The organism is uncultured Ramlibacter sp., from assembly GCF_936925435.1.
GTDB lineage: Bacteria > Pseudomonadota > Gammaproteobacteria > Burkholderiales > Burkholderiaceae_C > Ramlibacter.
In genome coordinates, this window is sequence record NZ_CAKZHQ010000004.1 from 161336 (window position 1) to 173977 (window position 12642).

General features: G+C 68.4%; 12 protein-coding genes. 3 read left to right on the top strand and 9 right to left on the bottom strand.

The features are described 5' to 3' along the window. Genes Q0632_RS04390 through Q0632_RS04420 form a run of 7 tightly spaced genes read right to left on the bottom strand, consistent with a single transcriptional unit; the run spans position 1 to position 7259 of the window. Complete coding sequence (locus tag Q0632_RS04390) at positions 1 to 1188, bottom strand: MFS transporter (protein WP_298924743.1); 1188 nt, start codon at positions 1186 to 1188, stop codon at positions 1 to 3. Beyond that, positions 1185 to 1937: an aspartate/glutamate racemase family protein gene (locus Q0632_RS04395; protein WP_298924745.1), complete on the bottom strand. Its 753-nt coding sequence runs from the start codon at positions 1935 to 1937 to the stop codon at positions 1185 to 1187. The genes Q0632_RS04390 and Q0632_RS04395 overlap by 4 nt, the downstream gene beginning before the upstream one ends. Next, the gene (hydA, locus tag Q0632_RS04400) at positions 1937 to 3361 is read right to left on the bottom strand and encodes a dihydropyrimidinase (RefSeq protein WP_298924747.1); all 1425 of its coding nucleotides are present in this window, start codon (positions 3359 to 3361) and stop codon (positions 1937 to 1939) included. Before hydA ends, Q0632_RS04395 begins: the two co-directional genes overlap by 1 nt. A 9-nt stretch (positions 3362 to 3370) precedes the next feature. Next, a complete protein-coding gene (locus tag Q0632_RS04405; protein ID WP_298924749.1) occupies positions 3371 to 4186 on the bottom strand; it encodes an ABC transporter permease in 816 nt (271 codons plus the stop codon). 22 nt (positions 4187 to 4208) lie between these two features. Then, a complete protein-coding gene (locus tag Q0632_RS04410; RefSeq protein ID WP_298924751.1) occupies positions 4209 to 5078 on the bottom strand; it encodes an ABC transporter permease in 870 nt (289 codons plus the stop codon). A 2-nt stretch (positions 5079 to 5080) separates the two neighbouring features. Then, positions 5081 to 6124 carry an ABC transporter substrate-binding protein gene (locus tag Q0632_RS04415; RefSeq protein ID WP_298924753.1) on the bottom strand — a complete coding sequence of 348 codons (1044 nt, stop codon included), beginning with the start codon at positions 6122 to 6124 and terminating at the stop codon, positions 5081 to 5083. Between the two features lie 49 nt (positions 6125 to 6173). Then, positions 6174 to 7259 (bottom strand): ABC transporter ATP-binding protein, encoded by a 1086-nt coding sequence (locus Q0632_RS04420; protein ID WP_298924755.1) that lies wholly within the window; start codon positions 7257 to 7259, stop codon positions 6174 to 6176. A gap of 209 nt (positions 7260 to 7468) precedes the next feature. On the opposite strand from Q0632_RS04420, the gene Q0632_RS04425 reads away from it, so the two are divergent. Next, the gene (locus tag Q0632_RS04425) at positions 7469 to 8890 is read left to right on the top strand and encodes an amidase (RefSeq protein ID WP_298924757.1); all 1422 of its coding nucleotides are present in this window, start codon (positions 7469 to 7471) and stop codon (positions 8888 to 8890) included. A gap of 6 nt (positions 8891 to 8896) precedes the next feature. On the opposite strand, the gene Q0632_RS04430 is transcribed toward Q0632_RS04425, so the two are convergent. Beyond that, positions 8897 to 9631, bottom strand: a complete 735-nt coding sequence (locus Q0632_RS04430; protein WP_298924759.1) for a GntR family transcriptional regulator — start codon at positions 9629 to 9631, stop codon at positions 8897 to 8899. Between the two features lie 171 nt (positions 9632 to 9802). On the opposite strand from Q0632_RS04430, the gene Q0632_RS04435 reads away from it, so the two are divergent. Next, positions 9803 to 10537: an aspartate/glutamate racemase family protein gene (locus tag Q0632_RS04435; RefSeq protein ID WP_298924761.1), complete on the top strand. Its 735-nt coding sequence runs from the start codon at positions 9803 to 9805 to the stop codon at positions 10535 to 10537. Between the two features lie 122 nt (positions 10538 to 10659). After that, entirely contained in the window at positions 10660 to 11745 is a 1086-nt protein-coding gene (locus Q0632_RS04440; protein WP_298924763.1) for an ionic transporter y4hA, read from the top strand. On the opposite strand, the gene Q0632_RS04445 is transcribed toward Q0632_RS04440, so the two are convergent. Next, complete coding sequence (locus Q0632_RS04445) at positions 11718 to 12581, bottom strand: IclR family transcriptional regulator (RefSeq protein WP_298924765.1); 864 nt, start codon at positions 12579 to 12581, stop codon at positions 11718 to 11720. The two genes, Q0632_RS04440 and Q0632_RS04445, sit on opposite strands and share 28 nt — an antisense overlap. Positions 12582 to 12642: the final 61 nt, after the last annotated feature.

The following is a 12642-nucleotide window of genomic DNA, read 5'->3' on the forward strand; positions in this document are numbered from 1 at the left end:
TCAGCTGTCCCTGGACGGCCGGCCCAGCAGCAGCCGCAGGCCCAACGCGCCTGTGGCTGCCGCCAGCACGGCATAGGCGCTGTCCGTGCCCCAGGCCTGGCCCATCGCGGCAAAGGCCAGGGGCGCCACCGCCAGGCCCGCATAGCCGAACATCAGGGCCGCGCCGGTTACGGCGCCGGCCCGCTCCATCCCCGCGACCCGCGAGATCTCGGCGATCATCACGCCGTTCCATCCGCTGGCGCTGAACCCAAGCAAAACGAAAAGCACGGCCATCACCACGGACGGCGGCGTGCCCGGCCACAGGAACAGCAGCAGGCCCGCGGCGCCCATCCACAAGCCCAGGCCGCCCAGCAGGCGCGAGGTCGGCAGGCCGGAACGCTGCGCCACACGGCCCCAGAACAGGCGCCCGGCCAGCCCGGCCCCCTGCATCAGCGCGACGCAGCCGGCCGCAACCGGGACGGGCAGCTGCCAGTGCCGCACGGCGTGGCTCATGGCGAAGAAGTTCAGGCAGACCTGGGTGGCCATGAAGACCACCATGGTCAAAGTCAGCAGGCGCAGCAGGGGCGATGCGGCCACTTCACGCAGACCGTTGCCCTTGCGGCTTGCGGCAACGACCACGGCCGGCGCGCCACCGTCACGGCGCACCAGCGCCAGGCACCAGAGCCCGACACACAGGGCCAGCGCAGCCACCACCGCAAATGGACCACTGGCGTGCCACAGCATCAGCACGGGCAGCGCCAGCGAGCCCGCCATGGCGCCGATCTGGTTGCCGGTCTGGCGGATGGAGAACACCCAGGGCCGGCGCGCCAGCGGCGTCACGCGCGTCAGCACCGAAGCGCTTGCCGGCGTCTCGGGGCCGAACGCGCATCCCAGCAGGATCACCGCAGGCCAGAGCGACCAGCGCAGCACTCCCCCGCCGGCGGCTTCGCCCGCCAGGCACAGCATGGCCAGCATGACGCAGCCCATGCACAGCGCCGCCAGCTGCAGGTCACCCAAGCGGCGCACCAGCCAGCCGCTCATGAGCGAGGACAGCGCACCTGCCGCGAACAGCGCGCTGCCGATGAAACCCAGCAGGCGCATGTCCACGCCCAGTTGCGGCGCCAGCACGGACAGCGCGAACGTGCCCATCGCCACGATCGCCTGCACCGCCGTCATGGCCGGCAGCGTGCGGGCGACGGCGCTGCTCACGGCCCTGCCTGTCCTGCCAGCAGGCGCTCGATCGCTTCGGGCAGGCCGCGGTTGGGCTTGAGCGGCGGCGGCGCGAAACTGCCGGCGCTCGCCCTGCCCGGCCGCAACGCGACCAGGGTTTCGGCATGGCGCACGGCGCTGCTCACGCCGTCGACCACGGGCACGGACAATCTGCCGGCCAGCGAGCGGGCCAGTCCCGCCAGAGGGGCGCCGGCCAGCACGATCACCTCCGCGCCATCTTCGGCCACGGCGCGCTCGCACAGGGCCAGGAGCGCGTCGGCGTGCTCGCCCTGCACATTGCCGATGCTCGCCAGCGGACGGTCCAGCGCGTGGATGCTGGCCAGCCGGCCCGACAGGCCGTGCGAATCAACCACCTCGCGGTACCAGGCCTGGATGCGCTGCGAGATGGCGACGATGGAGAAGCGGTGGCCCAGCAGGCAGGCCGTCGCCAACGCCGATTCCGTCATGCCCAGCACCGGCACGGGCATGACTTCCTTGAGCGCCGCCAGACCGGGATCGCCAAAGGCGGCGACGATGACGGCGTCATGGCCGGGATGGTGCTCCGCCGCCAGCTGCGCAGCCGCATAGGCGCCGATCAGGGCTTCGAAGCGGGTCTCGATGTAGGCCACGCCAAAGGCCGCGGTCTGCATCGAGATCTGCGTGCCCGGTGAGGCGCTGCGCAGCGCCTCGGCTTGGATCAGCGCCGTCACGCTGTCCGAGATGTTGGGATTGATGACCAGCAGCCGCATCAGCGTCTCTTGGGCAGCAGGCTGGGCGCGCCGCAGGCCAGCAGTTCGCCCCGGCCGGAGCGCGGATGAAAGCCGTCCGCGTCCCACACGACCTCGCCCCGGCTGAGCGTCACGCCCGGCCAGGCCTTCAGGACCATGCCTTCATAGGGCGTGTAGTCGACCTCATGGTGCAGTTGCTCGTTCTTCAGGACGAACTCACGCTCGTCCCAGACCACCAGGTCGGCGTCGGCGCCGATGGCGATCGTTCCCTTGCGCGGATGCAGGCCGTAGGCCTTGGCCGGCCCCGTCGCCGTCAATTCAACGAAGCGGTTGGCGGTCATGCGCCCGGCCAGCACGCCCTCGGACCAGAGCAAGGCCATGCGCGTTTCCAGGCCGGGAATGCCGTTGGGGATGTGACGGAACGCGACCTCCTGCCCGTGCGGCTTCTTGCCCTCGGGCGCGTCGTATTTGAACGGCGCGTGGTCGGAGGAGAACACGGTGAACAGGCCGTCGTTCAGGCCATCCCAGATCACCTGCTGGTTGGCCTTGTCACGCGGCGGCGGGCTGCAGACGCATTTCGCGCCCTTGTAGCTGTCGTCGATCCCCAGGTCCTCAGCGGTGAGAAACAGGTACTGCGGGCAGGTTTCGGCGAACACGTTCAGGCCATGGGCGCGCGCCCAGCGGATCTGCTCCACCGCCTCGCGGCCGGAGACGTGGACGATCAGGATGGGCACGTCGACCAGTTCGGCCAGCGCGATGGCGCGGTGCGTGGCTTCGCGCTCGACCAGCATGGGGCGGGAATGGGCGTGGAAACGCGGCGCCGTGCGCCCAGCCGCTTCCAGCCGCTTGGTCAGCCACTCAATGCAGTCCGCGTTCTCTGCATGGACCATGGCCATCGCGCCGTGCTGGCGCGCCACGTCCAGCACCTCCAGCATCTGGCCGTCGTCGAGCTTCAGGTCGTCGTAGGTCATGTAGATCTTGAACGAGGTGAAGCCCTCGGCGATCAGCTGCGGCAGTTCTTCCTTGAGCACCATGGGCGTGGGGTCGCTCACGATCAGGTGGAAGGCGTAGTCGATGTGGGCCTTGCCGGCGGCGCGCGCGCGGTAGTCCTCGACCGCGGCGCGCAGCGACTGGCCCTTGCGTTGCGCCGCAAACGGGATCACCGTCGTCGTGCCGCCGCAGGCCGCGGACCGGGTGCCGGTGTGGAAGTCGTCCGCCATGCGCGCGGGCGCCTCCATGGGTTGGTCCAGGTGGCAATGCGCATCGACGCCACCGGGCGTCACGACACGACCGGCCGCGTCGATCTCGCGCGCGCCACGGGCCAGGCCCTGGCCCAGCTGCACGATGCGGCCGCCGCGGATGCCGATGTCGCAGTGCATCTCGTCGGAGGCGGTGATGGCGTGCGCGTTGCGCAGCACCAGGTCGAATTCAGTTTGCGTCGCCATTCATTTGCCTCAACTCATGCGCTTGCTGATGCCGGTCAGGCGCTCCATCACGATCATCAGGACCAGGGTGACCAGCACCATCAGGCTGGACACGGCGGCGATGCTGACATCGAGCCGGCTTTCCAGGTCCTGCCACATGCGGATCGGCAACATGTCGGTCGAGGCATCGCGCAGGAACAGCGACACCGGCACGTTGTCGAACGAGGACATGAAGCAGATGAAGGCTCCGGCCGCGATGCCCGGGGCGATCAGCGGCAGCGTGACGCGGCGGAAGGTGTAGATGCGGTTGGCGCCCAGGCTGGCCGAGCTCTCCAGCAAGGCCGGCGGCAGCTGCGACAGCGCGGCAACGGTGGTGCGGATCACGTAGGGCACGCCGACCACGGTGTGGCCGATGACCAGCGTCCACAGCGACAGGTTGATGCCGACGCGCGAGAAGTAGATCAGCGATGCCAGGCCGAACGCCAGCGCAGGCAGGATCAGCGGCGACATGAAGAAGGAATCGAGCACCCTGGCCATGGCCTTCTCGGAGCGCGCAATCGCCATCGCCGCGGCGACGCCAAGCACCACTGCGAGCGAGGTGGCGGCCGTCGCCACCTTCAGGCTGTTGAGCGCCGCATACTGCAGCTGGAAGGCATCGGGCAGCGACTGGTACCAGCGCAGCGAATAGCCTGGCGGCGGAAACTTCAGCGAAAAGCCATTGGTGAACGACAGCACGATGACGACCACGGTCGGCGCCAGCAGCAGCAGCGTGGCCAGGACCGCGATGCTGCCCAGAACGCCGGACAGTGCGATGGTGGAAGTGGCGTGACGGCGGCCGGCGCTCATACCGCGTGCTCCATGGACTTGTTCATGCTGCCACGTGCCCGCGACTGAGGCGGCCCAGGGAATTGAACAGCGTGACGCAGGCCATGACGGCGACGAGAAACACCAGTGAAATCGCCGCGGCAAACGGCCAGTTCTGCAGCGACGAAGCCTGCTGGTAGATGTACATGGGCATGAACAGCATCTGGCCGCCGCCGATCAGCGACTGCGATATGAAGGCCGTGATGCTGGCGGCGAAGGTCAGCAGGCAGCCGGCCAGGATGCCCGGCAGCGTCAGCGGCAATGTGATCTTGGCGAAAGTGCGCAAGGCGCTCGCACCCAGGGCGGACGAGGCGTCCTCGAGGTTGGGATCGAGCTTTTGCAAAGCGGTGATCAGCGGCAATGCCATCAGCGGCAGCTGCACGTTGGCCAGGGCGACGATCAGCCCCCAGCGCGTGTAGAGCAGCTTGACCGGGCCGTCGACCCAGCCGAACTCCAGCAGCACAGAGTTCACGATGCCCTGGCGGCCCAGGATCACGACCCAGGCAAAGGTGCGCACGACCACGCTGGTCAGCAGGGGCATGATGATGATGAGCATCAGCACCTTCTGCAGCGTGCCCGGACTGCGCACATAGCACCAGGCCAGCGAGTAGCCCAGCACCAGGCACAGCGCTGTGGTCTGCACGCCCAGCCACAGCGTGTCCAGCAGCACCGGCAGGCTGAAGCCGTCGGTGGCGATCTTGACGTACTGGTCAGCCCCGAAGGCCTTGAGCTCGGGCGTCGTGTAGAAGCTGATAAAGATCAGCAGCAGTAGCGGCGCCAGAAAAAACAGGAAGAAGAACGCCGCCAGCGGCGTGGCAAACACCAGGCTGTAGCCTGTGACCGGTGGACCCTGTGTGCTGGCGGCGGTGGTCATGCTCAGAGCTTGATTTCGCGGTTGAAGCGGTCGATCCAGGCGGCGCGGTTCTCGTTGATCTTCTTCCAGTCCTGGAACACGAACTTCTTCTTCATGTCGGCCGTGTCCTTGGCCAGCACCTTGGCGATCTCGCCTTCCATCTTCACCTTGGTGTTGGTCGGCATGATCAGATAGGGCGCCTGCATCAGCTTGGCCTGGACCTCGGGCGACAGGGCCACGTCGATCATCTGGGCGGCCAGGGCCTTGTTCGGCGAATTCTTGACGATGTGGATGCTGGTCTTGAAGGCGATGGCGCCCTCCTTGGGGGCCACGAACTCGACCGGCACGCCACGCGCCTTGAGGATCTGGATGGCGTTGAAGTTGCCCGGGCTGATGTCGATCTGGCCTTGCTGGTACAGCGCGGCGAGCGCGCCGGGGTTGGCAGCGACCGCAGCCAGGTTGGGCTTGAGCTTCTCGATGGCCTTGAAACCCGCTTCCACATTGCCCTCGCTGCCGCCGTGCATGCGCGAGATCTCGACCAGGAAGCCCGTGCCCAGCGTGGAGTTCAGGTTGGTGATGCCCACGCGGCCCTTGTATTCGGGCTTCCACAGGTCGGCCCAGGAGGTCGGCGGTGTCTTGATCTTCTCGGGGTTGTAGGTCAGGCCCACGGCCTGAAAGAAGATCGACGGGCCGCTCACTTCCTGCGCCTCGGGGATCAGGTCCTTGTAGTGCTTGCTGCTGGCCACGGGGAAGGGCTCGACCAGGTCCTGGCCGATCGCGGTCAGGGCCGGACCCGGGTCGTGCAGCATGATGTCGATCGGCGGGTTGGCGCGCGCCGCCTGGACCTTGGCGATCTGGTCGACCGACAGCATCGCGTCCAGCAGCATGTCCTGGCCTGTCGCCTTCTTGAAAGCCGGGACGATCACGTCGCGGTGCGCTTCCTCCCAGCTTCCGGTGAAGGTGGCGAACACCAGCTTGCGCGCCTGCGCATGGCTGATGCCGGGAAACAGCTCCAGGGCGCTCAGCGTGAGCGCGCTGGTGAGCAGGTTGCGGCGGTTGAGTTGCATGACGGTCCTCGTGAAGTGATGGATGGCTGGAACGACGTGGGAGAGAAATTCAGGGCGCGGCAAACACCGCGACACTGGCCGGGGACAGGGGCCGCAGCCAGACGGGCGTGCCGGTTTCGCGCGCCGCCGTGCCGTGGGCGCGCGCCTCGGACAGCTTCATGCGGATGCCGTCGCGGGTGCGGATTTCGTGGACGATGATGGCGCCCAGCGGCATGCCGAATTCGACCGTGCCTTGGAGCGCCCCATCGGCGCTGTCCACCAGGCCCATGTTCTCGGGGCGGATGCAAGCCACGACCTTGGCGCCGGGGGCCAGACCGATCGGCGCGCGGGCGGCCAACAGGCCGCCGCCGTCCAGGCGCACCGTGGCGCTGTCGCCCGTGACGCTGTCCAGCGTGCCGGGCAGCACATTCGCCGTGCCGACGAACTGGTTGACAAAGAAGCTCGCCGGCGCGTCGTACACCTGCGACGGTGGGGCGAACTGCTCGAGCTTGCCCTGGCTGAGCACGGCCACCCGATCGGCCATGCCCAGCGCCTCTTCCTGGTCGTGGGTTACGATGATGGCCGTGGTACCGGCGGCGCGCTGGATGCGCTTGATCTCGATCTGCATGTCCAGGCGCAGGCTCTTGTCCAGCGCCGAGAACGGCTCGTCGAGCAGCAGCACGCGCGGCTCGATCGCCAATGCACGGGCCAGTGCAACCCGTTGCTGTTGGCCGCCTGAGAGTTGTTTGGTCAGGCGGTCGGCCAGGTGGCCCAGCTGCACCATCTCCAGCATCTCGGCCGTGCGCTTGCGGGCCGCATTGCGCTCCGTGCCGCGCGCGGCCAGACCGTAGCCCACGTTCTGCGCCACCGTCATGTGTGGGAACAGCGCGTAGTTCTGGAACACGATGCCCACATCGCGGCGCGCGGGCGGCAATTCGTCAATGCGCTTGCCGCCGATCACCACCTTGCCCGAGGTCTGCGTGATGAAGCCGGCAATGATGCGCAGCAAGGTGGTCTTGCCGCAGCCGCTGGGGCCCAGCAGGGCCACGAGTTCGCCGGCCTTCACTTCCAGGGTGACGTGGTCCACAGCCGTCGAAGCGGCATAGCGGTGGACGATGTCGTCCAGCGTGAGGCTTTGTCCGGCGGCAGGGTTCATGCCGGTGATCTCGCAAATGCCGTGCCAACTTTGTATCCAATCTAGCGGACCGGCTGACTTGCCGACTGCCATCACCTGGAACCAGTCTTGCAAGGAGGAACTCACTGACCAGTCGATGTGGGGCGCAGATGCAAATCATCTTGTCGCCGCACCAGATTGGATACAAAACATCCACCGTGGTGCATCCACAGACAGAGCAAGGACCAGGCATGAAAGACGATTTACACCGCTGGACGGCTCGCCACATGGCGCAGCAGGTGGCGGCGCGCCAGGTGTCGGCCACCGAGGTCGCGCAGACCATGCTGGCGCGGGCCGCCCGACTCCAACCCCAGCTCAACGCCTTCGCCGACCTCGCCCCCTCCCTGACGCTGGCATCGGCACAAGAGGTGGATGCACGCCTGGCCGCCGGCCAGGCCCTGCCCCTGGCCGGCGTGCCCTTCACCGTCAAGGACAACCTCTGGCTGGGCGGCCGTCCCGCCACCTTCGGCTCCAAGGTGTTCGCTGACTTCGTGGCGCCGCGCGACTCCTGGTGCGTGGCGCGGCTGCGCGCCCTGGGGGCCGTGCCGCTGGGCGTGAGCAACTGCTCCGAGTTCGCCTGCAAGGGCATCACCGACACGCCCCTGCACGGCCAGACCCGCAACCCCTGGGACCTGCAACGCACGCCAGGCGGCTCCTCCGGCGGCGCCGTGGCCGCGGTGGCCGCCGGACTGGGGCCGATCGCGCTGGCCACGGACGCCGGCGGCTCGGTGCGCCGGCCGGCCGCGCACACCGGTCTGGTCGGCATGAAGCCCACGCTGGGGCGCGTGCCCAACCCCTGGGGCTTCGACGACCCCAACCACCTGCTGTCGGTGATCGGCCAGATCGGGCGCAATGTGGAAGACGTGGCCTTCCTGCTGGACGCGCTCACCGCCTGGGAGCCGGCCGACACCCTGTCTTGCCCGGCGTTCGCGCTGCCCGATGCGCTGGCCTCGCTCAAGCAGCCGTTGCGGCCGCTGCGCCTGGCCTGGTCGCCCCAGATCGGCTGCGGCCTGGCGATCGACGCCGACGTGCTGGCCACGCTGGAAGCGGCCATCGACAAGCTGCGCGCCGCAGGCTGGCAGATCGAACAGGCCGACCCGGTGTGGCCGGCGGGCGCCAACGAGTACCCGCTCATCGCCCTGCAGCAGGCCGGCCTTGCGCAGCGCTTCGGTGCCATCTGGCGGCGCACGCCGGAACTGCTCGATCCCGATATCGGCGCGCAGATCGAGCTGGGCCTGTCCGTCAGCGGAACGCGGATGTCTGAGCTGCTGAAGCTGCGCGAGGAATTCCACGCCAGCTTCACGCGTTTTTTCAACGCGCACGATGCCCTGCTCTGCCCGGTCAGCCCGGTGGAGGCCTGGCCGCTGGGCAGTCTCGGCCCGGCACGGATCGGTGGCCAACCGGCCGGCCCGCGCGGCCACGCGGCCTTCACGCCGATCTTCAACTATGGCGGCGTGCCGGCGCTGTCCCTACCTTGCGGAACGGGGCGCCAGGGCCTCCCAGTGGGTCTGCAAATCGCCGGAACGCGCTTTGCCGACGCGCTGGTCCTGCAACTGGCCTGGCAGGCCGAGCAGATCCTGGGCGCATCGCCCCCCTCGCCGCTGATGGACTGAACGGCCTCAGCCGAACAAGACCTCGGCCAGGTCGACCTCCTGCACCTCCTGCGCGTCCAGCTTGAGGGCCTTCTCGATGTGGTGCAGGTGTTCGACCATCAGCCGGGACGCACCGGCAACGTCGCCGGCTTCGATCGCGTCGAGCAGCAGCGCGTGCTCGTCGTTCGGACAGGCAACGGCAGTGGGCGTCTCGAAGGTCAGGATGGCCAGGCAGGTCAGCGGCGTCAGTTCACGCATCAGCCGCGCGAGGATGGTGCTGCCGGACAGCTCGGCCAGCACAACATGAAAGTCGCCCGACAGGCGCACGGCCTGGCGGCGGTCGCCGCGCGCATGGGCCTGCTGCTCGCGCTTGACCAGGGCCCGCAGCTGCTTGACCGCCCCAGCGGCCTTGCCGGCGCTGATGCGCTCGATCAGGCGCTGCACGGCCGCCGGCTCCAGCGTGCGCCGCACCGAGAGCACATCGTGCGCCTCTTCCGCGCTGGGTGTGGTCACGAAGGCGCCGCGGTTGGGGATGACCGTGACCAACTGCTCGGTGGCCAGCCGCTGCAAGGCGCCGCGCACCTGGGTGCGGCTGACGTTGAACAGCTCGGCGACGCGCTCCTCCGACAGCTTGGTGCCGGGCAGCAGCCGGTGCTCGACGATGGCGTCGTAAATGCTCTGGTGGATGTCGGCCTGGCTCGCTGCGCTGCGCGCCGCAGGCAGGGCCTGCTTTTTCCCTGCGGGGGCTGTGGTTCGGGTCATGGTGGCTGGAGGCAATCCGGTCAATGGTGGGCAGTGAGCAAGAATCCTGCAAGGATCGTGCAAGCCGGCGCGTCCCGCTGTATCCATTGCGATCCAGGGATCGTATCCACTATGCGCGCCATTGGCACGGTTCTCGCGTTCACGACGCCCTCCCGACCAAGGAAGAGACCCATGTCAGCGCGAACCATCCTGGGCATGCTCACCCCGTCCTCCAACACCATGCTGGAGCCGGTGACCGCCTCCATGCTGTCCAGCCTGCCGGAGGTGAGCGCGCATTTCGGGCGCTTTCGGGTCACCGAGATCGCGCTGTCGGCCAATGCGCTGGCGCAGTTCGACAACCACGAGATCCTCGCCGCCGCCGAACTGCTGTCGCATGCGCGCTGCCAGGTGATCGCCTGGAACGGCACCTCGTCGGGCTGGCTGGGGTTCGAGTCGGACCGGCAGCTGTGCGCGGCGATCCAGCGCAGCAGCGGCGCCCTGGCCTGTACCTCGGTGCTGGCGCTCAATGAAGTCCTGCAGATGACGGGAGTGCGCCGGCTCGGACTGGTGACGCCCTACACCGAGGACGTCCAGAGAGCCATCGTGCGCAACTACGCCGCCGAAGGCATTGCGTGCGCCGCCGAGCGCCACCTGGGCCTGCGGGACAACTTTTCCTTCGCCGATGTGACACCCGAGCAGCTGCGCGCCATGGTGGCCGAGGTCATGTCCGGCGCGCCGGACACACGCCCCCAGGCGGTGGCGATCTTCTGCACCAACCTGGCGGGCGCGCCACTGGTTGCCGACCTCGAAGCCGAGTTCGGCGTCCCTGTCTACGACACCATCGCCACGGCGGTCTGGAAGTCACTCAAACTCGCCGGCGTCGACACCCGCCGCGTGCAGAGCTGGGGCAGCCTGTTTGGCCTTTGACCCGGGGCAGACCGCGTGTTGCTACTTTTTCAATAGCATCCACGGTCCATTCCCCGGGGGCTAGCGGCCGTTTTTGCTCGCGAACAACGGCTCCGGGCCGTTGCGCCCGTATCATCGGCTGCATGAAGCGCTTTGCACGCATGCCGCTGTGGACCATCGCCGCGCCCGTGGGCGCCTGGCTGCTGCTGGGCGCCAGCACGCTGGGCCTGGGCGGCTGGCTGTCCATCGTGCTGACCATCAGCCTGTTCGGCAGCGTGCTGGCCGCCGTGCACCACGCCGAGGTGGTGGCGCACAAGGTCGGCGAGCCCTACGGCACCCTGGTGCTGGCGGTGGCCATCACGGTGATCGAGGTGGCTCTGATCGTCTCGCTGATGCTGGCCGGCGGGCCCAGCACGGCGGCGCTGGCGCGTGACACCGTCTTCGCCGCGGTGATGATCATCCTGACCGGCATGCTGGGTCTGTGCCTGCTGGTGGGAGCGCACCACCACCATGAGCAGAGCTTCGGCCAGCACGGTGTCAGCGCTTCGCTGGCGGCGCTGGCCGCCATCGTGGTGCTGACCCTGGTGCTGCCCAACTACACCACCACCGTGGCCGGCCCGGTCTACAGCCCTGGCCAGCTGGCCTTCGTCGCCGTGGTCTCTCTGGTGCTGTACGTCACCTTTGTGCTGGTCCAGACCATCAAGCACCGCGACTACTTCCTGCCGGAGGACGTGGGCGATGCCGACGGCGATGACCATGCCGACCCGCCGTCCACCCGCGTCACCCAGCTGAGCCTGGCACTGATGCTGGCCTGCCTGGGCGCGGTCGTGCTGCTTGGCAAGTCGCTGGCAGCGGACATCGAGGCCCTGGTGGCGGGCGCCGGTGCGCCCAAGGCGGTGGTGGGGGTGATCATTGCCGCCGTGGTGCTGATGCCAGAGAGCCTGGCGGCCCTGCGCGCCGCCCGCGCCAACCGCCTGCAGACCAGCCTGAACCTGGCGCTGGGCTCGGCCCTGGCCAGCATCGGCCTGACCATCCCTGCGGTGGCCATCGTCTCGCTGGCCACAGGCTGGACCCTGACCCTGGGCATCGATCTGAAGTCCACCGTGCTGCTGGTGCTGACCCTGATCGTCGCCACGCTGTCGCTGGGCACAGGCCGCACCACCGTGCTGCAGGGCGTGGTGCACCTGGTGATCTTCGCGGTCTACCTGTTCACGACCATCGTGCCCTGAGGCGGCTCGGGCCGGGCGGCGGACGCCGCGCCCAGCCCGTCCGACACGCGCCGCAGCGAGCGGTCAAACGGGTTGATCCGCGCCGACAGGCTTCTGGCCTCGCGCTGCAGCAGGTCCACCACCACGGGCAGCCGCTCGGCGTTCAGGCGGTTGGACAGCGTGCCCACGCTGAGGGCGCCCACGACCTGCCCATTGCAGTCGAACACGGGCACGGCCGCGCCGGCCATGCCCTCGATCAGTCCCATGTTGGTGTTGGCATAGCCCTGGCTGCGCGCCTTTGCCGCCTCGGTGCGCAGGAACACCTCGTCGAGCGCGCCCATGTGCCGGATGCGCGGCACGTTGAAGCGCATCACCTCTTCCTGCTCGGCCGGCGGCATGTGCGCCAGGATGGCCATCGCGCCCTGCCCCACGCCCAGCGGCACCCGCCCGCCGATGTCACCGGTGAAGGTGCGCACGGGAAAAGGCCCTTCCCAGCGGTCCAGGCAGACCGCGTCGAAGCCCGAGCGCACCAGCAGGAACAGGCTGTCGCCCAGCGAAGCGCCCAGACGCAGCAGCGCGGGACGGCACAGGGCACGCAAGCCGCCCTGGTCGCCGGCACGCGCAGCCAGCGAGAACAGGTCCAGGCTCAGGCGGTACAGCTTGCCCTGCGGCGGCTGCTCGACCAGGCCTTCCTCCACCAGCTGCTGCAGCAGGCGGTGCGTCGTGGCCTGGGTCAGGCCCAACTGCTCGCACAACTGGCTCACGCGCAGGCCGGTCTCTGCGCTGGCCGCCAGGGCACGGACGATCTGCAGCGCGCGGTGCAGGCTGGACACGGGGGCATCGTTGGCTTGATTCATTGCCTATCGGAAGAACTAAAACATGTTCATCCATTATTTTCCGATATTCGATTTTTTATCT